This is a genomic window from Paraburkholderia sp. RCC_158 (assembly GCF_041355255.1).
GTDB classification, from domain to species: Bacteria; Pseudomonadota; Gammaproteobacteria; order Burkholderiales; family Burkholderiaceae; genus Paraburkholderia; species Paraburkholderia graminis.
This window is the reverse complement of sequence record NZ_JBFUPM010000011.1, coordinates 76,288-100,430: the sequence shown is the minus strand read 5'-3', so window position 1 is coordinate 100,430 and position 24,143 is coordinate 76,288. Positions and strand designations below refer to the sequence as shown.

General features: G+C 65.7%; 18 protein-coding genes and 2 pseudogenes. 8 read left to right on the top strand and 12 right to left on the bottom strand.

All coding sequences use genetic code 11. The annotated features are described in order from the left end of the window. Positions 1 to 20: 20 nt before the first annotated feature. Genes AB6809_RS21510 through AB6809_RS21500 form a run of 3 tightly spaced genes read right to left on the bottom strand, consistent with a single transcriptional unit; the run spans position 21 to position 2,409 of the window. Positions 21 to 623 carry a chemotaxis protein CheC gene (locus AB6809_RS21510; protein WP_371027110.1) on the bottom strand — a complete coding sequence of 201 codons (603 nt, stop codon included), beginning with the start codon at positions 621 to 623 and terminating at the stop codon, positions 21 to 23. Further along, entirely contained in the window at positions 616 to 984 is a 369-nt protein-coding gene (locus AB6809_RS21505) for a response regulator (protein ID WP_053859110.1), read from the bottom strand. Before AB6809_RS21505 ends, AB6809_RS21510 begins: the two co-directional genes overlap by 8 nt. 9 nt (positions 985 to 993) lie before the next feature. Then, on the bottom strand, positions 994 to 2,409 hold the full coding sequence (locus AB6809_RS21500) for an ATP-binding protein (protein ID WP_006047088.1): 1,416 nt from the start codon (positions 2,407 to 2,409) through the stop codon (positions 994 to 996). Between the two features lie 301 nt (positions 2,410 to 2,710). Here AB6809_RS21500 and AB6809_RS21495 point away from each other — a divergent pair, with 301 nt between their 5' ends. Both AB6809_RS21495 and AB6809_RS21490 read left to right on the top strand, forming a co-directional pair. Continuing rightward, positions 2,711 to 3,853, top strand: a complete 1,143-nt coding sequence (locus AB6809_RS21495) for a substrate-binding domain-containing protein (RefSeq protein ID WP_371027108.1) — start codon at positions 2,711 to 2,713, stop codon at positions 3,851 to 3,853. Between the two features lie 49 nt (positions 3,854 to 3,902). Continuing rightward, positions 3,903 to 5,651 (top strand): annotated as a pseudogene (locus AB6809_RS21490) (ATP-binding protein); the annotation flags it as partial. Positions 5,652 to 5,663: 12 nt separating this feature from the next. Here the strand turns inward: AB6809_RS21490 and AB6809_RS21485 are convergent. Beyond that, positions 5,664 to 7,238 carry an alpha-amylase family glycosyl hydrolase gene (locus AB6809_RS21485; RefSeq protein WP_371027107.1) on the bottom strand — a complete coding sequence of 525 codons (1,575 nt, stop codon included), beginning with the start codon at positions 7,236 to 7,238 and terminating at the stop codon, positions 5,664 to 5,666. Between the two features lie 48 nt (positions 7,239 to 7,286). Between AB6809_RS21485 and AB6809_RS21480 the strand changes: the two genes are divergently transcribed. The 3 genes from AB6809_RS21480 (at position 7,287) to AB6809_RS21470 (ending at position 12,465) form a co-directional block, all read left to right on the top strand. Continuing rightward, on the top strand, positions 7,287 to 8,951 hold the full coding sequence (locus tag AB6809_RS21480) for an alpha-amylase family protein (RefSeq protein ID WP_029970625.1): 1,665 nt from the start codon (positions 7,287 to 7,289) through the stop codon (positions 8,949 to 8,951). Between the two features lie 38 nt (positions 8,952 to 8,989). Further along, positions 8,990 to 10,336 carry a sorbosone dehydrogenase family protein gene (locus AB6809_RS21475; protein ID WP_029970626.1) on the top strand — a complete coding sequence of 449 codons (1,347 nt, stop codon included), beginning with the start codon at positions 8,990 to 8,992 and terminating at the stop codon, positions 10,334 to 10,336. A gap of 146 nt (positions 10,337 to 10,482) precedes the next feature. Continuing rightward, positions 10,483 to 12,465 carry a DNA-binding protein gene (locus tag AB6809_RS21470; RefSeq protein WP_371027106.1) on the top strand — a complete coding sequence of 661 codons (1,983 nt, stop codon included), beginning with the start codon at positions 10,483 to 10,485 and terminating at the stop codon, positions 12,463 to 12,465. 35 nt (positions 12,466 to 12,500) lie between these two features. Here AB6809_RS21470 and AB6809_RS21465 read toward each other — a convergent pair whose 3' ends face one another. The 3 genes from AB6809_RS21465 to AB6809_RS21455 all read right to left on the bottom strand — a co-directional run bounded on the left by AB6809_RS21465 (position 12,501) and on the right by AB6809_RS21455 (position 15,952). Further along, positions 12,501 to 12,821: a hypothetical protein gene (locus AB6809_RS21465; protein ID WP_029970628.1), complete on the bottom strand. Its 321-nt coding sequence runs from the start codon at positions 12,819 to 12,821 to the stop codon at positions 12,501 to 12,503. 147 nt (positions 12,822 to 12,968) lie between these two features. Then, positions 12,969 to 13,745 (bottom strand): endonuclease/exonuclease/phosphatase family protein, encoded by a 777-nt coding sequence (locus AB6809_RS21460; protein WP_310033887.1) that lies wholly within the window; start codon positions 13,743 to 13,745, stop codon positions 12,969 to 12,971. Beyond that, positions 13,742 to 15,952 carry a VTT domain-containing protein gene (locus tag AB6809_RS21455; protein ID WP_310400481.1) on the bottom strand — a complete coding sequence of 737 codons (2,211 nt, stop codon included), beginning with the start codon at positions 15,950 to 15,952 and terminating at the stop codon, positions 13,742 to 13,744. Before AB6809_RS21455 ends, AB6809_RS21460 begins: the two co-directional genes overlap by 4 nt. Positions 15,953 to 16,270: 318 nt before the next feature. On the opposite strand from AB6809_RS21455, the pseudogene AB6809_RS21450 reads away from it, so the two are divergent. Then, positions 16,271 to 17,535: pseudogene (locus tag AB6809_RS21450) on the top strand (aldose epimerase family protein). 63 nt (positions 17,536 to 17,598) lie between these two features. Beyond that, the gene (locus AB6809_RS21445; RefSeq protein ID WP_006047099.1) at positions 17,599 to 17,832 is read left to right on the top strand and encodes a DUF2795 domain-containing protein; all 234 of its coding nucleotides are present in this window, start codon (positions 17,599 to 17,601) and stop codon (positions 17,830 to 17,832) included. Between the two features lie 117 nt (positions 17,833 to 17,949). Here AB6809_RS21445 and AB6809_RS21440 read toward each other — a convergent pair whose 3' ends face one another. The 3 genes from AB6809_RS21440 to AB6809_RS21430 all read right to left on the bottom strand — a co-directional run bounded on the left by AB6809_RS21440 (position 17,950) and on the right by AB6809_RS21430 (position 21,241). Further along, positions 17,950 to 18,627 (bottom strand): hypothetical protein, encoded by a 678-nt coding sequence (locus AB6809_RS21440; protein WP_371027104.1) that lies wholly within the window; start codon positions 18,625 to 18,627, stop codon positions 17,950 to 17,952. Next, the gene (locus AB6809_RS21435; RefSeq protein WP_371027103.1) at positions 18,624 to 20,030 is read right to left on the bottom strand and encodes a selenium-binding protein SBP56-related protein; all 1,407 of its coding nucleotides are present in this window, start codon (positions 20,028 to 20,030) and stop codon (positions 18,624 to 18,626) included. The genes AB6809_RS21440 and AB6809_RS21435 overlap by 4 nt, the downstream gene beginning before the upstream one ends. A 209-nt stretch (positions 20,031 to 20,239) precedes the next feature. Continuing rightward, on the bottom strand, positions 20,240 to 21,241 hold the full coding sequence (locus AB6809_RS21430) for a sulfonate ABC transporter substrate-binding protein (RefSeq protein WP_307259035.1): 1,002 nt from the start codon (positions 21,239 to 21,241) through the stop codon (positions 20,240 to 20,242). Positions 21,242 to 21,532: 291 nt separating this feature from the next. Between AB6809_RS21430 and AB6809_RS21425 the strand changes: the two genes are divergently transcribed. Beyond that, a complete protein-coding gene (locus AB6809_RS21425) occupies positions 21,533 to 22,027 on the top strand; it encodes a lytic transglycosylase domain-containing protein (RefSeq protein WP_371027171.1) in 495 nt (164 codons plus the stop codon). On the opposite strand, the gene AB6809_RS21420 is transcribed toward AB6809_RS21425, so the two are convergent. Then, positions 22,007 to 22,969, bottom strand: a complete 963-nt coding sequence (locus AB6809_RS21420) for an alpha/beta hydrolase (protein ID WP_371027102.1) — start codon at positions 22,967 to 22,969, stop codon at positions 22,007 to 22,009. The two genes, AB6809_RS21425 and AB6809_RS21420, sit on opposite strands and share 21 nt — an antisense overlap. 334 nt (positions 22,970 to 23,303) lie before the next feature. Then, a complete protein-coding gene (locus AB6809_RS21415) occupies positions 23,304 to 23,711 on the bottom strand; it encodes a hypothetical protein (RefSeq protein ID WP_371027101.1) in 408 nt (135 codons plus the stop codon). Positions 23,712 to 24,143: the final 432 nt, after the last annotated feature.

Sequence of the window (24,143 nt, the reverse complement as noted above, 5' to 3'; positions counted from 1 at the left end):
GCGCTTTGCATCGGCCCGCATTACAGCGCTTCCAGAAAGTGGTCGAGCGCTTCCTTCATTCCGCGGATTGCCGCATCGGGCAGCAACAGCACCATGCGCGCGCCGAAGCCGCCTTGCTCGAGCGTGAAGTGAATCTCGAGCAGCAGCGCGACGTCCCAGCGGCCGCCGGGCAGCAGTCCGTCCCGCGTCTTCGTCGCACAAGGCAACAGCGTCGGCTGCGAGAAGCAGATGTGCCGCCCCAACTGTTCGAACACGCTTTGCACGCAGGCGCCGACCAGCAGGTTCGTGATGTCGCACAACACTTCGACTTCGGTGTCGGGCTCGCCGACGTCATGACCCATCAGTTGTTGCAGTTCGCGCTGACCGTCCTTGCCGACCAGCACGATCGCCTCGCCGGATATGTCGGATTGAAACGCCTGGCGCACCGGCCGCAATTCGCTGTCGTCCTGTGCGCCGAGCGCGACGCGCAATTGCTCGACGCCGACGACGCGGATATTCGGCACCGACAGCGTGACGAAAGCGCCCAGCAGTTTGGCCAGTGCGGCGGCGGCCTTGCCCATGCCGACGTTGCAGATCTCCTGCAACGCGTCGCGCTGGTCTTCGTTCAGAAACTGTTCATTCATGGAGACCGTACTCCGCGAGAATCGGCCGGATCGCTTCGGGCGATACCGGCTTGGAAATGAAGCCGATCGCGCCGAGCGACTTCGCGCGCTCGACGGCGCCGCACTGCACGTCCGCCGACACGACGATCACAAACGTATCGAGGCCCTCGTGCTGGATCGCTTCGAGCACCTGAAAGCCGTTCATGATCGGCATCGTCAGATCGAGAAACATCACGGCGCCCTTGCCGGCGCGATACAGCTCGAGCGCGGCCGCGCCGTCCGACGCCTGGGTGATCTCGATGTCCCACTCCTCGGGCAGCGAGCGGATCAATAGTTTGCGGGCGAGTGTCGAATCGTCGACAACGAGTACAGGCAATGGCATAGGTCTACCTCATGTGGCTGCCGGCGACTGCGCCGGCAACGCGATTGCATCGAGCGAACCGCTTTGCGCGAGCGCTTCGGTGTTGCTGTCTTCAGGCTGCGCTCCGTCGACGGGCAGCGTGACGCGGAAGGTGGTGCCTTCGCCGATGGTGCTCGCCACGGAGATCGTGCCGCGATGCGCGTTGACGATTCCATAGGTCACCGACAAACCGAGGCCGGTCCCCTGGCCCACGGGTTTCGTCGTAAAGAACGGATCGAAAATGCGCTTCAACAGTTCGGGCGGAATGCCGCACCCCATGTCGGCGACTTCGAACCACACGCGCGACGGGTCGGCCGCATCCATGCCAGTGCGCACGGTGATGGTGCCGCGCGGCGCGCCGTGCTGCTCGTGATTGCCGCCGTACGCTTGCGCCGCGTTCACGACCAGGTTGAGCACGACCTGGCTGATCTGCGACGGAATGCAGCGCACGAATGGAATCTCCGCGTATTCGCGCACGAGATGCGCGCAGTACTTCACTTCGTTATGGACGATGTTCAGCGTCGACTCGATGCAGCGATGAATGTCCGCGAGTTCCCATACCTGCGTGCTGTCCACGCGCGAGAAGTCGCGCAGATCGACCACAATGGTGCGCACGCGCGCGAGTCCTTCCTTCGATTCGTGCACGAGCGTCGGTGCGTCGCCGAGCAGATAGTCGAGGTCCGCCTGTTCCGCGAGCGCCTCGATGTCATGCTTCAGTGCGGGCGCGGCTTCGCTCACCATGCGTTGAACGTCGGCGGCATAGCGGATCAGCGTCTTCACGTAGCCGTCGAGCGTGTTCAGGTTCGACAGCACGAAGCCGACCGGATTGTTGATCTCGTGCGCGACGCCCGCCGCGAGTTGGCCGATCGCGGCCAGCTTCTCCGATTGCAGCAATTGCTGATGCGCATGCGCCAGCGCATCGTTGAGCGAAGTAAGCTGCTGGTTGCGCACGGTCAGCTCGGCCAGCGCGTTCGTGACCGCCTTCTCGCGATCCTGAAGCTCGCCGTACGCAATGCACACGTCGGTCGTATCGACGATCGCGACGCCGACCGCGACCACTTCGCCGCGGCTGTTCTCGATCGGAATGAAGTTGCAGTTCTGGCGCATCGCGTCGATCGTGCCGGTGATCGGACGCGAATGCTCGAAGCGAAACAGGTACGGCCGATGCTCCCACGACGAATAAGCCGGCGTGCCCAGCACGAACACGCCTTCGATCTTTCTGCTGAGCCACTGCCGCGGCAATTCGGGAAACACGTCGAGCAGATTCTGGCCGACTACCGATTCGGCCGAACGCCCGCTATGCGATTGCATGAAGCGATTCCACGTCAGGATGCGCAACTCGCGATCCACGGTGAAGACACCGCAGTTCACGCGCTCGACAATAGCTTCCGACAGACTGGTTTTCACCGAAGAAATGGCCCGTGAAAAGACAAAGCATGCGGCGCTCTCTTCGCCGCCATGAATGAATTAACGGAACGTAAGGGGCGCGCGCGGAGCGGTATTTACCCTGGGCCAAAGCGCATGCAACGTGGCGCAAAAGCGCAACCGCAACCCCAACCGCAATGCAAGGGTTTCCCGTAATGCGCGGCGTATCAAGCGGGCCGCGAATCCGCCGTTAACACGAGCAAGAGGAATGTCTCGCCTCGCGCGCTCCGCATTGAGGAGAGCGCGAGGCGATGACGCATCGTTCGGCATATCGGGAGAAGTCATGCATTCACGCCTTGGGCTCACGGCCGCGTTGCTCGTGCTCTGCGGCCTGTGCATGCGTCCCGTGTGCGGACAGAGCGCGCCGCAGCCCGCTCATCGCGCGACAGCCGACACCGCGCTCGACCTCGCCGCGATGCAGCGCGCCGTGGATAGCGCGAGCGAACCGGCGTCGCATTGGAGCGGCCCGAAGTCTGGACCGTCGGCGGTGCCCGGCGCAAGCATCGCGATCATCTGCGAGGATCTGCGTAACGGCGGCGTGCTGGGCGTCGCGAAAGGCATCAAGGAAGCCGCCAACGCGATCGGTTGGAATACGCGTGTCTACGATGCGCACGGAACCGCTGAAGGCCGCAGCAAGGCCGTTGCCGCGGCGCTCGCATTGCAGCCGGACGGCGCGATCCTCGTCGGCGTCGACGCGGGCGAGATGAAGCAGGACTTGCAGCCGTTCGCCGCGCGCCGCATTCCGCTCGTCGGCTGGCATGTCGGGCCAATTGCAGGCGCAATGACGAACAGTCCGGTCGCGATGAACGTGTCGACCAATCCGCTCGACGTCGCGCGCCTCACGGCGATGGCCGCGGTGATTCAGTCAGGCGCGCGCGCGGGCGTCGTGGTGTTTACCGACGGCAATTTCCAGATCGCAAGAGCCAAGACGGATGCCATGCTCGACGTGATTCGCGCATGCCGCGATTGCCGGCTGCTTGCGGTGCGCGATGTGGCGATTTCAAAAAGCGCCGAGCAGATGCCCGCGGTCACCGACGAACTGCTCGCGCAATACGGCAAGAGCTGGAACTACGCGCTCGCGATCAACGACATCTACTTCGACTACGCGGCGCCCGCGCTCACGCGCGCGGGCAACATGGGCCGCGGCCTGAGCATGCTGTCCGCGGGCGACGGCAGCGCGGCCGCTTTCCTGCGCATTCAGGCCGGCACGTTCCAGACCGGCACGGTCGCCGAGCCGCTCAACTTTCAAGGCTGGCAACTCGTCGACGAATTGAATCGGCTGCTCGCGCATCAGCCGGTGACAGGTTATGTGTCGCCGGTGCATCTGGTGACGGCCGCAAACATCGCGTTCGATGGCGGATTGCAAGGGCAGTTCGATCCTGGCAACGGCTATCGCAACCTGTATCGCGGCATCTGGAAGCGATAAAGGCGATGAACGCGCCGATGAACAAAACAACGCACCCGGAGCGCAGTTCATGCGACTAGCGGCGAGACGCCTGAAGCTGTTGCCGCGCTCATTGCGCCGGCAGTTCACGCTGGCGACGGTCGTGCTCACGCTGCTGATCGCGACGAGCGGCCTGACCGCCGTCTACACGCTGCGCGTGGCGACCAACGAGACGCGCCTGCTCGCCACCGGCGAACTCACGCGCATGCAGGCCGCCGACACGCTGGTGCAGCACACGTTGCTGATCGAGCGCGAATCGGCGCGGCTCGCGAGCACCGGTTCGCTCGATGCGATGCGTGCGAGTTACGCGGACATCATCAGGCAACTGCAACTATTCGACCGCCTGTCGGACCGGCTCGCCGCCGCCAATGACGACGACGTCAGCGTGCTCGACCTTCATCAGGCGAGCCAGTTGTTTCGCAACACGGTGAACATCGTCGCGCAGTTGCGCGAGAGCGAGTTGAGCGCGGCGATTGCGCATGCGCCTAACGTGGCGGATCAAAACAGCACGGCCGCGGGAGCCGATTCGCAAACCGTCGCCTCGCGCGATCGATTCAGCGACGGCCTGCGTCAGCAAGCGAGCGCAATGGTCGCCTCGGCGCAGCTTCAATCCGACCGATGCACGCAGGAGTTTCAGCAGGCCGTGCAGCGGCTCGCGGCGACATCCGCGCGACACGAGCGCTGGATTACCGGTCTCGTCGCCGTGAGCCTGCTGTTTGCGTGGCTCGTCGCGCATGCGTTTCTCGGCAAGCATGTGCTCGCGCGCCTCGAAGTGGTCAGCAGCAATCTGCGCAGCGGCGACCCTGCCGATGAGCAGCACGTCTCGCGCATCGTCAAGGGCCGCGACGAGATCGGCGAAATGGCGCGCGCGGTCGAGCAGTTCCAGGACGACCGGCGCCAGCTTGCGCATGCGTACGCCGCGCTGCGTGAAGAAAAGGCGCGTCAGGAAGCGCTCATCAACGAGTTAGCGCAAGCGCATAGCCAGTTGTTGCAGTCGGAAAAGCTCGCGTCGATTGGTCAGCTTGCCGCGGGCGTTGCGCATGAGATCAACAATCCGGTTGGCTTTGTGAATGCCAACCTCGGCACGCTGCAACGCTATATGGCGGACTTGTTGACCGCGCTCGCCGCTTATGAGCGCAGCGAGGCCGAGCTGATTGCGGAGTCGCGGGCCGCGCTCATCGAACTGAAGCGCGAGATCGACATCGACTATCTGCGCAGCGATATTCCGACGCTGCTCTCCGAATCCGTGGAAGGCTTGCAGCGAGTCAAGCGCATCGTGCAGGGCTTGAAGGACTTTTCGCATGTCGACAAGGCCGAGAAGCAGTGGGCCAATCTCGAGAGCAATCTCGACACGACGATCAACATCGTCTGGAATGAGCTGAAGTACAAGGCTGAGTTAAAGCGCGAGTTCGGCGCGATTCCCGAGCTCGAATGCATTCCGTCGCAACTCAACCAGGTCTTCATGAATCTGCTGATGAACGCGGCGCAATCCATCGAAGGGCATGGGCACATCGTCGTGCGCACAGGTCACGACGAAACGAGCGTATGGATCGAAGTGGAAGACAGCGGACAGGGCATCAAGCCGGAACATCGCGACCGCATCTTCGATCCGTTTTTCACGACCAAACCGGTCGGCACAGGCACGGGGCTCGGCTTGTCGATTTCGTATGGCATCGTCAGGAAGCAGGGCGGGCGCATCGAGGTGCGCTCCGAAGTCGGGCACGGCTCGACCTTCAGAGTGGTGCTGCCGAAGAGTCCCGAAGAAGCGCTGGCCGCAAGCGCAGAATTGCCATCACACCGACGCGATCAGCGCCTCGCCTGCTGCAAGACGATTCGCGCCTTGTACAAGCGGCTGGCCGTCGCGGCCCGCGAATGTGGAGAGCAGCACCACGCCCTCACGCGATTCGACTTCGGCATCCGCTGCACCCATGTTGAGCGCAATGAACAAACGCTGGCCGCGATGATGCCGCTCGTAAGTCAGCACGTCGCCATAAGCGGCGACGTGTTCAATCGCGCCTTGCACGAGCGCCGCATTGTTGCGCCGCAATTTAAGCAGCCGGCGATAAAGCGACAACATGCTCGACGGATCGCCGTTCTGGATAAGCACGCTCGTGTCGCTCGCGACCGGTAACCATGACCTGCCGGTTGTAAAACCGGCATTCGGCAGCGACGTGTCCCATTGCATCGGCGTGCGCTCGGGATCGCGTCCCTGGCCGATGCCAGGCTGGCGTATTTCAGCGGGGTCTTGCACCTGATCCGGCGGAATCACGCCATCCGTCATACCGATTTCATCGCCGTAATACAGCGTCGGCGTGCCGCGCAGCGTCAGCAGCAGCACCGCGGCCACGCGTGCCTGCGCGAGGCCCACGCGTGAAGCGACGCGCGGATTGTCGTGATTGCCGAGCACCCAGTTCGGCCATGCGTGTTCGGGCAGCGCGGTGTCGTAATCGCGGATCATGCGTGCGATTTCGCCGGCATGCCATGTTGCGTTGAGCAACTGGAAATTGAACGGCATGTCCGCGCCGTCGCCGTTCGCGCCGTAATAGCGGATGAGTTGCGGAACCGGCAAATAGATCTCGCCGATCAGCACGCGCTGGCCGTATTCGGCGAGCGTGGCGCGCATCGAGCGCACGATGTCGTGCACTTCGGGCTGGTCTTCGGTGTACGTGTGCAATTGCCGGTGATGGTCGGGCTGACCCGGCTCATAGGCGGGGTTCGGCGGATTGTCGCGGAACTGCGCGTCCTTGATGAGAAGCCACAGCACGTCGACACGAAAGCCGTCGACGCCGTGATCCAGCCAGAACCGCAGCACGTCGTCCATCGCGCGGCGCACCTGCGGGTTCCGCCAGTTCAGATCCGGCTGTTCGCGCAGGAACGCGTGATAGTAGTACTGGCCGGTACGCTCGTCCCATTCCCACGCGGACCCGCCCATGCGGCTCTGCCAGTTGTTGGGCGGCCCGCCGCCGGGCGCCGGATCGCGCCACAGATACCAGTCGCGCTTCGGATTGTCGCGCGACGAGCGGCTTTCCTCGAACCACGGATGCCGGTCCGACGAATGATTCGGCACGAAGTCGAGCAGCACCTTCATGCCGAGTCCGTGGGCGCGGTCCGCGAATTGCTTGAAGTCGGCCAGAGTGCCGAACATCGGGTCGATGTTGCAGTAGTCCGCGACGTCGTAACCGAAGTCGGCCATGGGCGACGGGTAGATCGGAGACACCCACACTGCATCGACGCCCAGTTCGGCGAGATACGGCAGACGCGAGTTCATGCCCGCGAGATCGCCGATGCCGTCGCCGTTGCTGTCCTGAAACGAGCGCGGATAGATCTGATAGATCACGCCGCGTTGCCACCATGCCAGTTCCGACATTGCAAGTCCTCTCAACGATCGATTGTTATGGCGCAAGGCGCAGGTTGCATGCTCAATGACCTCTGGTACAAGAACGCGATTGTGTATTGCCTCTCGGTAGGCACGTTCATGGACGCGAACGGCGACGGTGTCGGCGACTTCAAGGGCCTTCTGCGCCGCCTCGACTACCTGCAGGGGCTCGGCGTGACGACGGTGTGGCTGATGCCTTTCCAGCCTTCGCCGGGGCGCGACAACGGCTACGACATCTGCGACTACTACAACGTCGATCCGAAATACGGCACGCTCGGCGACTTCTCCGAGTTCACGCATGCGTGCCGCGAGCGCGGCTTGCGCGTGATGATCGACCTGGTCATTAATCACACGTCCGATCAGCACCCGTGGTTCAGGGAAGCACGCAGCGATCCTGAGTCGCAGTATCGCGACTGGTATGTCTGGTCCGACAGGCAGCCGCCGAACGCGAAAGACGGCGTGGTATTTCCCGGCGTGCAGAAGTCCACATGGTCGTTCGACAAGCAGGCCAAGCGCTGGTATTTCCATCGCTTCTACGACTTTCAGCCGGACCTGAACACGGCGAACCCGTACGTGCGCGCGGAATTGCTGAAGATCATGGGCTTCTGGATCCAGCTCGGCGTGTCGGGCTTTCGCATGGACGCGGTGCCTTTCGTGATCGCGACGAAAGGCCCGAAGGTCAAGAAGCCCGTCGAGCAATACGACATGCTGCGCGCGTTTCGCGAGTTCCTGCAATGGCGTCAGGGTGATGCGATCATTCTCGCCGAGGCCAACGTGCTGCCCAATACCGACCTCGAATATTTCGGCGATCAGGGCGAGCGTCTGCAGATGATGTTCAATTTCCAGCTCAATCAGCACACGTTCTACACGCTGGCAACCGGCGATACCGCGCCGCTGAAAAAAGCGCTGACGGCGACGCGGCCGCGTCCGTCGACCGCGCAATGGGGCGTGTTTCTGCGCAATCACGACGAGCTCGATCTTGGCCGCCTCACGCCCGAGCAGCGCGACGCCGTGTTTGCCGCGTTCGCGCCCGAGCCCGACATGCAGCTCTATGAGCGGGGCATTCGCCGCCGGCTTGCGCCGATGCTCGCGGGCGACCGGCGCCGGCTCGAACTCGCCTACAGTCTGATGCTGACGTTACCCGGCACGCCGGTGTTCCGTTACGGCGATGAAATCGGCATGGGCGACGACCTGCGCCTGCCCGAGCGCGAATGCGCGCGCACGCCGATGCAATGGTCGACGGAACCGGAAGGGGGCTTCACCAAGCACCCGAAGCCGCCGTGCCGCGTGATCACGGGCGGCGCTTACGGGTTCGAGCGCATCAATGTCGCGACGCAGCGGCGCGATCCGAATTCGCTGCTGAACTGGATGGAACGCATGATCCGCATGCGCCGCGAAGTGCCGGAAATCAGTTGGGGCGACTTCGCCGTGCTGCGCACCTCGCGCAACGATGTGCTCGCGCTTCGCTACGACTGGCGCAACAACTCGGTGATATGCCTGCATAACTTCGGCGCGCAGGCATGCACGGTGAAATTCCGCTCGGGCTGCAAGGAGCCGGAACAGAACCGGCTCATCAACCTGCTCTCGGACGATCACAGCGAGGAGAAGGACGACGGCCGTCATGCGGTCGTGCTCGAGCCGTATGGCTATCGATGGTTTCGGGTCGGCGGGCTCGATTATCTGCTACGGCGCGGCGAGGTCTAGGCACGCGCATAAAATCCGCAACCTGCGAGGCGAATGCAATGAACAAGCTTCACACGCGATGGGCCGAAGCGCGCCTCGGCGCAGTCGCCGCGATGCTCGCGCTGAGTCTGGCCGCCTGCGCGTCGACGACGGAGGACATCGGCGACACGGGTTTGGGTCCGCGTCCCGAACTGCCGTCGCCGCAAACCTCGCTGCTGCCGACCATCAACATCGCGCCCGTGCAAACGCGCCCGAGCCAGAGCATCCCCACCGCGCCGCCGGGCTTCACGGTGACGGCATTCGCGAGCGGGCTCGAGCATCCGCGCTGGGTGTATCCGCTGCCCGACGGCGATCTGCTGGTCGCGGAAAGCAATGCGCCCGCGCAGCACGACGAGCACGGCGGCATTGTCGGCTGGGTTCGCAAGCAGGTAATGAAGTTCGTGATGAAGCGCGCGGGCGCGGGCGTGCCGAGCCCCGACCGGATCGTGCTGCTGCGTGGCCAGGGCGGCACCGCGCAAAGCCGCAGCGTGCTGATCTCGGGGCTTCATTCGCCGTTCGGCATGGCGCTCGTCGGCGACTCGCTGTATGTCGCGGACACCGACGCGCTGTTGCGCTTTCCGTATCGCGCGGGCGATACGCAGATCACAACACCCGGCGAGAAGGTGGCCGATCTGCCGGCCGGGCCGATCAATCATCACTGGACCAAAAACGTCGTGGCGAGCCGCGACGGGCAGCGTCTCTATGTGACGGTCGGCTCGAACAGCAACGTCGGGGAAAACGGCATCGAGGCGGAAGAGGGGCGCGCGATGATCCTCGAATTCACGCCCGCGACGGGGCGCTCGCGCGTGTTCGCAGCGGGCCTGCGCAATCCGAACGGGATGGACTGGCAGCCGGAGAGCGGCGCGTTGTGGGCCGCCGTCAACGAACGCGACGAATTGGGCGACAACCTCGTGCCCGACTACATGACCGCGGTGAAGGACGGCGGCTTCTACGGCTTCCCCTACAGCTATTACGGCCAGCACGTCGATACGCGCGTGAAGGAGCAGCGGCCCGACAAGGTGGCGAGCGCGCTCACGCCGGACTATGCGCTCGGCAATCACACGGCATCGCTCGGACTTGCGTTCTATACCGGCAGGAGCTTTCCGCAGCATTACTGGGGCGGCGCTTTCGTCGGCCAGCACGGCTCGTGGAATCGCAAGGAATACAGCGGCTACAAGGTCGTTTTCGTGCCGTTCGAGCACGGGCGGCCGGCGGGCATGCCGGAGACTTTCCTGAGTGGCTTTCTCAGCGCCGATGGCCACGCGCTCGGGCGGCCCGTCGGCGTCGCCGTCGATAAGGCGGGCGCGTTGTATGTCGCCGACGATGTCGGCAACGTGGTCTGGAAGGTGGTGTATAGCGGCAAGTGACGATGCGGCCTGTTCGAGCCGCGGCGCGCGCGGCTCAGGCCGCCGCGGCCTCGCGGCATTGCCGCATTGCCCGGTAAAATACCTGCCACTCACGACGGCGCGGAACGCTCCATCCCCGCCTGCTTACTTTGATTTTCGAGGCGTTCATGTCCATGGAAACAGACATCGTCACCGACGAACGGGTGGCTCAAATCGCGGACCGCATGGCCGGCGAAGGCAAGAAGGTGTCCGCGCTGGCGATCTGGGGCGAACTGCGCTGCGGTTCGATCGTCGCCGTGTCGGCGGCCGTCGAGCGTTGGCGGCAAGCGCGCCAGCCAGCGTCGGCGGAGGCGCCGGCGTCGGTCATGACCGGCTTGCCGGACGACGTCGCGCAAACCATGCTGAGCGCTGCCGGCAATCTGTGGGCGAGCGCGCGCGAGGAAGCCGAGCGGGTCGTCAATCAGCGGCTCGCGCTGGCGGGCGGCCACGCGGAGGCGCTCGCCGCCGAGCGTGACGAGGCGCTCGCCGAGTATCAGAACACGCTCGCCGAGGCCGAACTGGCGCGCGAACGCGTCGCGACGCTCACGAACGCGCTGAGCATTTCCGAAGAGGCCGTGAATCGCCTCGCGAGCGAACTGTCGGCGCTGCGGGACCGTGCAAAGACCGCGGAGGATCGCGTCGCTGAACTCGAGGACCGGGCCGCGGCAGCGGAGGCGCGCGTTGCGCAGACGGAGGAACGCGAGGCCGCCAGCGAGGCGCGTGTCGGGGAGGCGGAGGAGCGGGCGTTGGCTGCGGAGGCGCGCGTTGCGGAGGCTGACGAGCGGGCATCGGCGGCCGAAGCGCGCGTCGCGCAAACCGAAGAGCGGGCGTTGGCCGCTGAAGCGCGGATCGCGGAGGCTGAAGAGCGCGCCTCCACTGCTGAAGCTCGCGTCGCGCAAACCGAGGAGCGGGCGTTGGCCGCTGAAGCGCGGATCGCCGAAGCTGAAGAGCGCGCCTCCACTGCTGAAGCGCGCGTCGCACAGACCGAGGAACGCGCATCGGCCGCCGAGGAACGCGCGACCGAGACCGACGAGCGCGTACGAGACGCCGAAGGCCGCGTGGCTCACGCCGAGGAACGCGCATCGACGGCGGAAGCTCGCCTCGCCGAAGCCGAGCAACACGCGTCGGCTGTGCAAGCGCGCCTCGAAGCCGCTGAAACGTCGCTGACCGAAGAGCGCGGCGCACGCGAAGCGCTGAACGCGGCGACCGTCGCCAGGGACGAAGAAATCGCGCGGCTGATCGCCGAGCGCGACGCCGCGCACGAGAAAGCGGCCGCGTTGGGCGAGGCCGGCGAGGCCCACGCGAGAGAAGTGCAACGATGGACGGACGAATCGAACGCGGCGTCATCGCGTGCACAGGACGCCGCGTTGCAGGCCAGCGAAAGCCTCGCGCAACTCGCCGCGCTGCAGACCGAGCTTGACCAGGCGCGCGCCGAACTCGCGGCAGAGCGCGACGCGCACGCGGCTCACGGCGACGAAGCCGCGGCTCAGCGCGCCGAGGTCGAGCGCGTGCAGCACGAACTCGCCGCCGCGCGCGAGCAGCTTGCGGCGATGAGCGAGGCCAACGCGGCGGCGACGGCTGAAACGACCCGGCTCGCCCAGGATGCGTCGGCGGCAACGAGCCGCGCGCAGGCGGCCGAACAGCGCGTCGCGGAACTGGCGCGTCAGCTTGCCGAACTCGAAACGGCGCACGCGCAGCAGCAGGGCGTGTCGCCGGAAGGACTGTCCGCCGACGATGAGTCGAAAGAAGCCGTAATGGCCGACGAGATCGCGTCGCTGCGCCGTCAGATGACGAGTCAGGCGAAGGCTCACGAAAAGGCCTACGCCGAACTGCGCACGCTCGCCGAGCAGTGGATCGCGCATGCCAAGGAACTCAAGCAGCGCCTGAGCGCGACCAATCAGAAAGTGACGTTCCTCGACGCCCGCAGCGCCGCCGAAGTCGCGCTCTTGCGCAGGCTCTCGTCGGAACTGGAGCGGCTGAAGCCGGACCACGATCTGATCTCACGCGACGCGCAGCAGAAATTCATCAGCGCGACGCTCGCCGAACGTCTCGAGCAGAAGGGCTATCGCTACGATCCGGCAACCGCGGTGATGTCGAAGATCGAGGCCTGATCGACTGACGGACTGACCGCGCCGCTCGCGCCGACTTATAACGGCTTGGGCGGCGAGCCGTCGTCGTCGACGCTATGGCTGCCCGCGCCCGGCGGCGAGATCGTGTCGCGCAGTTGCGTCTCTTTGGGGTCCTTCGGCACGACCTTGTCGGCGTCGGCTTCGTCGATGGCGTCGAGCTGATTGCCGCCCGGCGTGCGCGGCGTGCCGGGCGCGGGCGACGGAATCGGCTGCGGCTGAGCCGGCCCCGGCCCCGACATGCCTTCCCGCGAAGGCGTGGACGGCGAGGGCGGCGCGGCAGGCTCGTTATTCGGACTGGAAGAACGCGAAGTGGAAGAACGGTCGGGCTGCTCGGTCATGAGGGATCTCCTGGCTGAGATTGCAAGCTGAGGGCGGTGCCAGTCCATAGCGAACGACACCAATCGCAATGTCTACGGCAAACGCAGCACGCGCCGTTCCATCAAGCCCTCGCAACAACAACCCGCCGTTCGCCACAAGCATTCAATTCAGCGCAACACCCGCGCGACCAGCGGCAGATGATCCGACGCAATACGCGCCGGCCTGCTTCTATCCACCTGAATATCGACGAGACGCGCGGCCGGATGCACCCACACGCGGTCGAGCGCAAACGCCGGAAAGCGCGACGGAAACGTGCGCGGCGCGGCGACCCGGCCAAAGCGCGTGAGCAGCGCCCGCAGCGGCCACCCCCACACGAACCATTCGTTCAGATCGCCGAGCAGGATCACGGGAAGATCGGGCGTATCGAACGCTTCGAGCAGCAGCCGCACCTGGGCGCGTCGTTCGCGCGCCGACAGGCCGAGATGCGTCGCGACGATCCGCATCAACCCATTACCGGTGTCGATGTCGACATCGAGCGCGCCGCGCGCTTCGCGGCTGCCGAACGACAGGTCCAGCGTGCGCACCGCGCGCACCGGCAGATTGGTCAGCACCGCGTTGCCGAAGCGCCGGTCGGGGCCGTCGAGCGTCGGGCCGGGCACCGCGTGCATGCCGGTCAGGTCCTGCAATTCGCGCAGCACGTCGATGCTCGCCGCGCCGCCGAGCGGCACTTCCTGCAACGCGACCACGTCGGCGTTCAAGGCCGCGATCACTTCGGCGATGCGCGCCGCCGAGCGTTTGCCGTCCGTGCCCACCGCGCCGTGAATGTTGTACGTGACGATGCGCAGCGGCTCCCCCGCGTCGCGTGTATGAGCCGACGCTGTACGCACGCGCGGCACGGGCTGCGCTTCTTCGAGGGTCACGGTTTCGTTCGCGCGGCCACTCATTGCCGCCTCATCAGCATGCGCCGCAGGACGAGCGACATGGACACCAGCGCCACGCCGATCGCGGCCACCAGCAGCAACGAAAGCGGCGTCGGATGCCTGACCGCCGTGACGAGTTGGCGAGCAAACGACGTCGCCAGCAAGACGCCCGGCGCCATGCCGATCGCGGTGCCCGCCATGAAATCCCAGAAGCGGATATGCGATGCGCCCGCCGCGAGATTGACGATCGAAAACGGCGCGACCGGCACGAGCCGCAACAGGATCACCGCGACGAGTCCCTTGCTGCGCAAGCGTTCGCTGAGCTGATTCAGGCGCGCGCCGGCCAGTTCGCGGACGGCGTCGCGGCCGAGCCAGGCGCCCACCGCCCAGCCCGCCGCCGCGGCGATCAGCGTCCCCGTGAGCGCATACGCGGCGCCCGCTATTGCGCCGAACACGAGGCCCGTCACGGCGATCAGCAACGTCACCGGCACCGAAAGCAGCGCGGCCACCACGTACATCGCCACCACCGCAATCGGGCCGAAGTGCGTGGCCGCGAGCCGTTGCGTCTCCGAGGTGAGCTTCGCGAAGCTGAGTTCGTGACCGAACGGCGTGAAGCGCCACACGACAGTGAGCGCGACGACGCCGAGCGCCAGCGCGCCGAGCACCAGCAGCTTGGCGATCACCGGACGATGTGTCGGCTCCGGCAGAAACTGTGCGAGCAGTTCATTGGCGGCGATCGGCGCTTCGGGGTCGAGCACGTGAACGCCATCCGCGATGTCGCGCAGTTCGGGTGGCACTTCCGGCGTCAACGGTTCGAGCGTGCGCACCGAATCGCTGTTGCTCTTGATGCTCGCGATCGCCGCGTTGAGCCGGCCATGCTGCGCGAGCGCCTCGTCCACGTCGGCTTCGCTCGAATCGAGATGTTCGGCGAGCAGGCGGTTGCGAATCCGCGCGATCGCCGCTTGCCGCTCGGGATTGTCGCGAGCGTCGATCACGATGCAGCACTCGGAGTCGAGCACCATCGAACGATTGTTGAGGTTCGCGCTGCCGATCACGAGCAGCCGCTCGTCGACGATCATGATCTTGCTGTGCACGTTGATGAAGCGCCCGTTCGGCGCATCGACGGCGGGCGCGTACATCGCATAGCGGCCGTTGCTGTCCGCCGCTTTCAGCAGCTTGTGCAGACGGGCGCGCAGCACGCCCATCGTCGCTTCCTGAAGCCAGCCGCTCTGCCGGTACGGACACACGACGGCAAGATCAGGGCCGTCCGGTTCCGCGATGCGTTTTTGCAGCGCCGAGCCGACCGAATTCGCCGTGAAGTACTGGTTCTCGATATAGATGTTGCGGCGCGCGGCGGCCACGGCGGCCAGATGCAGCGCCTTCACCTGCTGGATCGCGGGCCGGCCGTCGTAGGCCGGCTCCGTGAGCGAGATGCCCAGATCGACGTCGGCGAAATCCGGCTCGATGTCGGACGGCCACAAATCCGTGCGCGGCGGCGACTTGCCGTTGAACGGCCGGCCGGCCTTGCCGCTGCGGCGCGAACGGCGCCAGCGCTCGCGGGCCAGATGCGCGATGGCGGCGGCTGCGGGGCCGTCGAACATCAGTTGCGCGTCGTGCATCGGCTCGTAGCTCGTCTTGCCGAGATTCTTGCGCAGTGGGTCGTCCGGCCGATGCTCGGGCGTGTCCCAGCGCGAGCCGGTGAGGTCGATGCCGCCGGTGAACGCGAGGCTGTCGTCGATCACGACGATTTTCTGGTGATGCGATGCACCGAGCGGATGCCGGCCGTCGAGCCGGAACCACAAGCGGCGGTGCGCATGCCACGCCGGTTTGTACGAGGGCAGCCATTCGCGCTCGAACGCGTACAGCATCGCGAAATCCCAGCCGAGCAGATAGATGCGCAACTGCGGATTCGCGTCGAGCACCGCGCAGAGAAATTCGGAAAGCTTCGGCGGAAAGCCGTCGTCGACGCCGCCGGGAACCAGCTCGATGCGGCTGTCGATATCCCAGCCGAGGATAAACACCGAATGACGCGCGCGCGGAATCACCTTGCGCAGGACCGCGTAATACGAAGCCGCGTCGATCAGCACGCTTGCACGGTGCGCCTGGAGAATCCATTCGCAGGTGGAGCCGGTGTCCATCACCGCGCCGTTCGGGACGGCGGGCGGCGCGTCGGCGGTATCGCGCGACGGCGGATCGAGCAGTTCGGATTGCATCGGGTCAGGTTCACTCATGGCGGCGCGTGCTGCGGGTTTGTGTGCTGCGGGTTTGTGCAATGGGTTCGTGTTACAGGTTTGGGCAGCGGGTTCGTGCGACGGTCAGTGGCAACCGGCATGCAAGTCGCATTCCACGGCCTGTCAGCCGGGTGCATTCGACCGCGTGTGACAGCGCTCGCCGCTATTGCAAGCGGCGGGCGGCGTGTATTTGCTCTACGTCCGTTGAAAATTTGGCAGACATAATGCTGCGACCGTTTAAAGCCCCGCGAGATGCCTGGCGCACGCGCGAGGCATGCGCTTTGCAAGGCGCTGCCTATTTGCTTCCAGGAGTCGTGCATGAATTGGCAGGCACCGTATGTCGTCGCGCGATCCGGCGAAGGCGCGCCCCGCAGCGCGAAAAATCGCGTGCAAGCGGGCACGGCGAGACTTGTCGGTGCGACGCTCGTGGCGCTGTCGTGCGCGTGGCTGCCGTGCGTGTCGGTGGCGGGCTCGCTGACGCAGGCGCCGTATGGCGTCACCGCCGATGGTCATCCCGTCACGCGCTACACGCTCACGAACGCGCACGGCTTGACCGTCAGCTTTCTGAGCTATGGCGGCGTCATCAGCGAGCTTCGCACGCCGGACCGTCGTGGCCGCATGGCGAACATCGTGCTCGGCTTCGCGAGTCTTGCCGACTATGAGAAGTTCAACGGCAACATCCATTTCGGCGCGCTGATCGGCCGCTATGCGAACCGCATCGCGAACGGACGCTTTACCCTCGACGGCCAGACGTGGACGCTGCCCGTCAACGATCCGCCGAACACGCTGCACGGCGGTCCGTCGAGTTTCGATGCGAAGATATGGACCGTGAAGCCGGTCGAATCGCCGCACGGCGCGAGTGCCGAACTGAGCTACGTGAGCCCCGACGGCGAGAATGGGTTTCCGGGCACGCTCACCACGCGGGTCACCTACACGCTGACGGACGACGACGTGTTCCGCATCGACTATCGCGCGAGCACCGACAAGCCGACCGTCGTCAATCTCACCAATCACTCGTATTTCAATCTGGCGGGCGAGGGCAGCGGCAGCATCGAGCGGCAGACGATCCAGATCGCGGCGTCGCGCTACACGCCGACCGATTCGACGTCGATCCCAACCGGCGAACTCGCGAGCGTGGCCGGCACGCCGATGGACTTGCGCAAGCCGACCGCGATCGGCGAGCGGCTGCGTTCGTCGTTCAGGCAACTGGTCTACGCGCACGGCTTCGATCAGAACTGGGTGCTTGACGCGGCGCGGCAGGAAAGCAACGCGGCGGACAAGTCCGGCGAAAACGCGCTCCCGCGCTTTGCGGCGCGCGCCGTCGATCCGGCAAGCGGCCGCGTGCTCGAGCTTTATACGACGCAGCCCGGCTTGCAGTTCTACACCGCCAACGGCTGAACGGCAGCGTGGTCGGCACGTCGGGCAAGACCTACCGGCAGGGCGACGCGTTCGCGCTCGAGGCCGAGCATTTTCCGGATTCGCCGAACCAGCCGGCGTTTCCGTCGACTGTGCTGCGGCCCGGCGAGACGTTCCACGGAGTCACCGAGTGGCGCTTCAGAACCCAGGGCGCGGCGGGCAAATAAGCGCGCGGCACACATTATGCGAAACCGTTGAGACCAGGCTTTTCCACCGGCAAGGAGATGAATATGGCTCAGCATCCCGCTCGCTCGCAGAACCACCGCCATCCCGACGAACCGCGCATGGAGGAAATCGAACGTGCGCTCGAAGGGGCGGAGTTTCCGACCACCCGCGACAAGCTGGTCGAGCTTGCGCAGCGCAATGGCGCGGACGGCGAAGTTCTGGCCGTGCTCAAACGAATGGGTGATCGCTCTTTCGACAGTGTGTCGTCTGTGGTTCGGGAGGCTTCGAACGTGGAATAGGGCGCGGTGTTGCGTCCATGATGCGTCCCTGCGGTCGTGATGCGGCGCTCGCAGCAGCGTAGTAGCGCGATAACGTGAATGGACCGCGCCGCGCGTTTCGGCGCGCGGTCCATCCATTCACGACCAGGCGAAATCGCCCGCATTCAGCACAAGCGCCAGCGTGCCGACGAGAATAAAACTGAACGCCCATATCGCGTGGAGATTGAACCAGCTTCGCGACACGAACCTGAGCCCGAGATAACGGTAGACGAGCCACGCGATCGCGCCGCCCGTGAGCACCATCGCCGCAGCATGCACGCCGGACACGACGAGCGCCATGCCGAGCCGCGACTGCATCAGCGTCTGCGCGGCTTCGTGCGCGCGGTCGAGATCGTTCGCGCTGCACAGGCCCAGGTAGATCGGCACGAGCATCAGTCCCGCGCCGTGCGCGAGCGCGATTGCGAACGACCACAGCGCGAGCCGCGACGGCGCAATGCGCGCGAGCACTCGCGGATGACGCCGCCACAGCAGCAGGAAAACGCCGAAGCCGATCACGAGCGCGCTCGCGCCGGCCTGGATTTCGCGCTGCCACGCGAGCAGCGCGCCGAGCATCGCGAACGGCGTCACCATCAGGAAGATCGCCAGCACATGGCCGGTCGCGAGCCACAGCAGCGCGCTAACAAGCGCGCACGCTTTCCGTTGCATCAATGCGCTCGATACGGCGAGCGGCCATCCCATCGCCGGATTTGCGCCGTGATAACAACCGCTTGCGACGACCGCGAGCCACAGGCCCGCGTGCGACCAGCCTGCGCTCAAACGCCCACCGACGGATAGCAGAACGAATCCGTCGAGCAGTCGCCGCCTTCCAGACGGATCTGATGCGCGCGGTAGCCGTCGGGGAACCTGACCCAGAAATCGTCCGCGAGCGCGAGGCCGCCTGCCGGGTCCGCATGCGCCATCACTTGCGCGGCGGGCACGCCGTTCGGATAGAACTGGTTATCCCACGTCGAGTAAAGCGAGTTCGTCCAGTAGACGCGCTTGCCGTCCCGGCTGATCTCGACCATCTGCGGGCCGCCCGTGAACGCCTCGCCGTTCGGATGCGGCGTGCGCCGCACGATGCCGCCAAGATGCACCGAGCCGGCGAGCTTCGGCTTGCGTGGCTCCGTCACGTCGTATTGGCGCATTTCGCCGGTGCCCCAGCAGGCGACGTAAAGGAATTTATCGTCGATGGAAAGATCGATGTCCGTGACGAGCGGCGGCACCGCGCCGAATCCTTGCAGCAACGGCGGCAGCGATGCCGGGTCGGCGGGCTCCGGTGGAATCGTCGCCGTCTTCTCGATGTGAAACTGTCCGCCTTCGCGCCACCAGGTCCAGATCGAGCCTTCGAGATTGGTCGTGTCGACCACCACGCCGATAAAGCCGTACTCACGGCTCGGGTCGTGCGCGGGCCGCACTTCGAGCGCCATCTGGTGATTCGCGCCGAGATCTATCGTCTGCACATTGCGCCGCGCGCGAAGGTCCCAGAAGTGCACGGCGTGGCCGTATTTGTTCGCGAGCAGGTCCTCAGGCACGATGCCGTTTTCGAACTGCGGCGGCAGCGCCCATTCGCTCGACACCATGTAGTCGCGCGGCAGATTCCACCAGAAGTCGTAGTGCTTTTGCTGCGGACCGCGGTCGATTTCCCAGCGGCCGAGCACCTCGAACGTTTCGCAGTCCATGATGAAGATGCCGGGAGGGCCGTCGGTGCCGTCCGGGCCTGCGCCGCCGAGCGTGCTCACGTAAATGCCTTCGGGTCCGCAATGAACCGTGTGCGGACGCGAATAGCCGGTCTTGCGGAAGATTTCCTCGGGCTCGATGATCTTGTGAATCTTCGCCTCGGTCGGATGCGGCTTCGTATCGACGATGTAAATGCGCGACGAGCGCATGCCCGGAATGATCAGATAGCGCCGTTCGAGAAACGCGTGGCCGGTGAGCGGCGAGAGCGCCGACGAACACGCGTTCCAGCCGAAATGATGGAATTCGTCGCCCTTGTTCGGCACGGGCACCGTGTGAACCACCTGGCCATAAGTCGGCGAGCCGGGCTTCACGTCGATGACGGCGAGTGCGTCCGGCTGCGAAAAGTCGGGGCTGAGCAGCAGCGTGTACGCGTATTCTTCCGCGGGCGCATCCATCGCGAGACGCGGCGAGGCGTGGAACGTGGGATCGGGGCGCATGCCCATGACGGTATCTCCTCTGTCTGGCTCGGGGCGTGGCGCGACGTGGTGTGATCGCGGCCCGCGTTGTGCGCGCTGAATGTGCTGAGCGCGCCCCGGCTTTAGATTTAGTCCACCGCAGCCGCGAGAGCAACCCGGAGTTTCGCCGGGCTTTACAGGAAGCTATCGCGGGACACGGCTTTTAAGCGCTGACCGCAGTGTCTGCAAGCGGCTCCTCAGGCCAGATTCGGCGGTCCGGCCCTCAGCACGTCGACGTGTTTCGGAATCAGGCCGAGGTCGAGGAACGCGTCCGCGATCTGCTGCTGTTCGCCGAGAATCGCGCGCGTGATGCGCTCGGTGCCGAACTGCTGACGCGCCACGGCGGCATCCACGACCGGTTTCGGCAAGCCCCAAAGCTGCGCAAGTTCGCTCGACAACTGGTCCTTGTTGCGGCTGCCCCATTGGTCGACCTTCTCGATTTCCTCGATCACGATCCGGATCACGTCGGGATTTTTCGCCACATAGCTCTGCGACGAGAAGTAGTAGCCGCGATTGCCGACGACGCCGCTCGCATCCGCCACCACGCGCGCGCCGAGCGTCTTCTGCGCGGCGGCGAAGAACGGGTCCCAGATCACCCATGCGTCGATGGAGGCGCGTTCGAACGCGGCGCGCGCATCGGCGGGCGCGAGGTAAGCCACGTTCACGTCGGAGTATTGCAGGCCATGCTGACGCAGCAGCTTGACGAGAAAGTAGTGGACGTTGCTGCCCCGGTTGAGCGCGATCTTCTTGCCCTTGAGATCCGCCACCGAGCGGATCGACGAGCCCGGCGGCACCAGCACGGCTTCGGATTGCGGCCGCGGCACGGTCGCCGCGACATAGGCGAGCGGCGCGCCTGCGGCTTGCGCGAAGATGGGCGGCGCTTCGCCGACATCGCCGAAATCAATCGAGCCGACGTTCAGCGCCTCCAGTTGCACGGGACCGGCGGCAAACTCCGTCCAGCTCACAGATACGTTTAGCGGCGCAAGCCGCTTTTCGAGCGTGCCGCGGCCTTTCAGCAGATTGAGGTAGCCCTTCTGATTGCCGATCCGCAGCGAGCGCGGCGCGGCTTGCGACGGCGCCTGCGCAAACGCGAGCGGCGACACCAGTGGCGAGACGGCGACCGATGCGGCTGCCGCGGCGGCGCCCACGGAGAGTTTGATGAACGAGCGGCGGTGGTTTCGATTTGTTGTCGTGGACATGGCAGGCGAGAAAGTTAGGGATGCATGGGCCAATCCATCGTACCCGCGGGCGCGAGCCTGACGAACCGATCTTTCGCCGTAAGCAAATCAGCGCGGATGGAATAGACGCGACGGCGCGCTTCGCATCGCCGCGCGCGGGTTCGCGCGAACGATGCCCGGCGCGCAGTGCTGCCGGCATGATGAGAGCCCCGGTTCACCACCCGCGTTTTAATCGTGACGTCAGTGCTTTCCGCCTTCTGCCCGACTCGTCGCGTCGATGCGCGAGCCCTGCGCGCGCATGCTGCATCGCGCGTGCATGCGTGTGCCGTCGGCTTGGCGATTGCGTGCGCGGCGAGCGCCGCAACGCCCGCGCAGGCCAACTGTTTCGACGATGCCGCCGCCTATCAGCACGTCAATCCGCTGATTCTGCGCGCGATCGCCTGGCAGGAGTCGCGCAACCAGCCTGGCGCGACGCACGCGAACGCGAACGGCTCGACCGATTACGGCGTCATGCAGATCAACTCGATTCATTTGCGCACGCTGTCGCGCTACGGCATCACGCGCGACGAACTGATGACGCCGTGCAAGAACATCTACATCGCCGCGTGGCAGTTGCGGCGGCAGATCGTCAGGTACGGCAATACCTGGGCGGCGGTGGGCGCCTACCATTCGGCGACGCCGGCATTGCGCGACCGCTACGCGCGGCAGATCGCGGCGATCCTTCGCGGCTGGAACGTGCTGCCCGCGCGGCGAGATAGTGGCGCGGGAATCGAGCGCGTGTCAGATTCACGGGATGCCCAACGCTGAGCGCAGCATGCGGGCGGCATCGCGATGCGCGAGCGACGCCTCGGGAATCATGCCGCCCATCGAGAAAAAGCCGTGGATCATGCCCGGGTAATAGACGACGCTCGCTTCGTTGCCGTGGCGCTTCAGCTTGTCGACGTAGCGCGCGTGTTCGTCGCGCAGCGGGTCGTATTCCGCCGAGACGATCCACGCGGGCGCGAGTCCGCTCCAGTCGCGCGGCGCTTCGCGCTCGCCGTCGAGCGGCGCGAAGCGCCAGTCGCGGCGGTCATCCGCAGTGGCGAGGTAATGCCGCTGAATCCAGCGGATGATGTCGAGCGACAGAAAATAGCCGTCGCCAAATTGACGATGCGCTTCGGTTTCCATTCCCGCCGACAGCGCCGGATAAACCAGCAGTTGCAGCGCGAGACGGATGCTGCTGTCGCGCGCGCCGACCGCGCAGACGGTCGCGAGCGTGGCCCCGGAGCTTTCGCCGCCGACGGCGAGCCGCGTGCCGTCGATGGCCAGCGACGCCGCGTTCGCATGCAGCCAGCGGAGGGCGTCGAATGCATCGTCGACGGCATGCGGGAAGCGGTATTCCGGCGCCAGCCGATAGCCGACCGAGACGACTGCGCAGCCGGCTTCGTCGGCGAGCGCGCGGCATAGCGCGTCGGCGGTCGCGACGCTGCCGACCACATAGCCGCCCGAATGAAAGAACAGCAAGGCGGGCTGCGGATCGGCCCAGCACGGAGGCGCCGGATAGTAGACGCGCGCGTCCAGCCGGGCGTGGTCGCGCGTTTCGATCGTCAGGTCTTCGACGGCCGCGAGCGCGCGCGGCGGCACGTCGCCGAGCGGCGTGTAGTAATCGAAGCGCTGCCGCGCGGTGCGCAACTCGAGGGCGTCGAGAGTCTGCGCGCCGGCGCTCGTGCGACGCGCGAGGAACTGCTGCACGCTGGGGGCAAGCGACATGGCTTCGTCCGATCGGAGGTGACCTGATCGAGCGTAGAAACCGGTCCATGCAGATGGCTTGCAGGCGCGAAGGGGGAAGTGGGGATGCGAAGTGGGGTGGCGGAGTGGGGCGATGCCGAAGCGATGCGAAGTGAAACCGGAAGCTAAGCGGGTGCCGATGCCGAAGCCGAACCGAAACCGGACGCCGATACCGGAGTGGAAGGTGAAGCCGATGCCCGAGCCAGTGCGAACGCCGATGCCAGTGCCAATGTGTAAGCCGATCTCGATGCCGCTCTCGCTTTGGTAGTCGCCAGGCACCCGCGCGCCTGGCGGCAATAGCGCTCAACGAGTAACGTCATTGCCACCCGCGTCCCGACCGGGCGGCAACACGCGCATCAGGCTGCGCACCCGACGAAGGCCAGCCGTACGCCGCCGCATTAGCCTCCCAACCCGTCGGCCGCGCATAAGGCGGTGGCGAAAACGGCGGCTGACCAGGCGCGCCGGAATAGTGCGCCTGCGGCCCTCCCTGCCAGGGCTGCGCATACGGCGCCGACTGCTGCCCATATTGACGCCAACGCGCGCCGAATTGTCCCGCGCCTCTGCTACCGCGGAACAGCAGCATGCCGAGCACGCCCATCTCCGCGATCGAACTCAGTCCGAACAGCGCGCTCATCGCGCCGAACGACATGCCGCCGCCCATCATTCCGAGCGACAGCACCGAGGGTATCGTCATCAGCCCCGCCACCACGGCCCAACCCTTCATGCTGGACCTGCCTTGCCACGGCTGGGTAAGACCTTGCGCGGGCGGCTGGTAATTCGGGGCGTGCGGCGGGTGCGGTGGATGCGGTGGATGCGGTGGATGCGGCGGATACGGTGGATACGGAGGGTGAGGCTGCCCGGCAGCGGCGGAACTCGGCCCGCCGAAAGCGCCGGGAGAGGGGCCAGCGGCGCCGGCGTTACCAACACCCGCACCACTGACGCTTGCAGCACCTCGACCCCCGTTCGCGCTCCATCGCACCCTTCGCGCACCGTCCCCGGACGTACCGCTTGCCGCGTGCGGAAGACCATCGATAGGCGAGTTCGAGCCCGGCCGGGCCCGAGCGCCGCCTGGCACGTGCGGACCCGTTGGCGAATGTGCATCGTCGGGCCCTTGCGGACCATACTGACCGTTGCCGATGCGCGGATCGGAGAATGG

What these genes read in the sequence shown, in the direction of transcription:
- AB6809_RS21510 (WP_371027110.1), bottom strand. Translation starts at nt 623, where the DNA reads ATGAATGAACAGTTTCTGAACGAAGACCAGCGCGACGCGTTGCAGGAG.
- AB6809_RS21505 (WP_053859110.1), bottom strand. Translation starts at nt 984, where the DNA reads ATGCCATTGCCTGTACTCGTTGTCGACGATTCGACACTCGCCCGCAAA.
- AB6809_RS21495 (WP_371027108.1), top strand. Translation starts at nt 2,711, where the DNA reads ATGCATTCACGCCTTGGGCTCACGGCCGCGTTGCTCGTGCTCTGCGGC.
- AB6809_RS21485 (WP_371027107.1), bottom strand. Translation starts at nt 7,238, where the DNA reads ATGTCGGAACTGGCATGGTGGCAACGCGGCGTGATCTATCAGATCTAT.
- AB6809_RS21480 (WP_029970625.1), top strand. Translation starts at nt 7,287, where the DNA reads ATGCTCAATGACCTCTGGTACAAGAACGCGATTGTGTATTGCCTCTCG.
- AB6809_RS21475 (WP_029970626.1), top strand. Translation starts at nt 8,990, where the DNA reads ATGAACAAGCTTCACACGCGATGGGCCGAAGCGCGCCTCGGCGCAGTC.
- AB6809_RS21470 (WP_371027106.1), top strand. Translation starts at nt 10,483, where the DNA reads ATGTCCATGGAAACAGACATCGTCACCGACGAACGGGTGGCTCAAATC.
- AB6809_RS21465 (WP_029970628.1), bottom strand. Translation starts at nt 12,821, where the DNA reads ATGACCGAGCAGCCCGACCGTTCTTCCACTTCGCGTTCTTCCAGTCCG.
- AB6809_RS21460 (WP_310033887.1), bottom strand. Translation starts at nt 13,745, where the DNA reads ATGAGTGGCCGCGCGAACGAAACCGTGACCCTCGAAGAAGCGCAGCCC.
- AB6809_RS21455 (WP_310400481.1), bottom strand. Translation starts at nt 15,952, where the DNA reads ATGAGTGAACCTGACCCGATGCAATCCGAACTGCTCGATCCGCCGTCG.
- AB6809_RS21445 (WP_006047099.1), top strand. Translation starts at nt 17,599, where the DNA reads ATGGCTCAGCATCCCGCTCGCTCGCAGAACCACCGCCATCCCGACGAA.
- AB6809_RS21435 (WP_371027103.1), bottom strand. Translation starts at nt 20,030, where the DNA reads ATGGGCATGCGCCCCGATCCCACGTTCCACGCCTCGCCGCGTCTCGCG.
- AB6809_RS21430 (WP_307259035.1), bottom strand. Translation starts at nt 21,241, where the DNA reads ATGTCCACGACAACAAATCGAAACCACCGCCGCTCGTTCATCAAACTC.
- AB6809_RS21420 (WP_371027102.1), bottom strand. Translation starts at nt 22,969, where the DNA reads ATGTCGCTTGCCCCCAGCGTGCAGCAGTTCCTCGCGCGTCGCACGAGC.
- AB6809_RS21415 (WP_371027101.1), bottom strand. Translation starts at nt 23,711, where the DNA reads ATGAAGGGTTGGGCCGTGGTGGCGGGGCTGATGACGATACCCTCGGTG.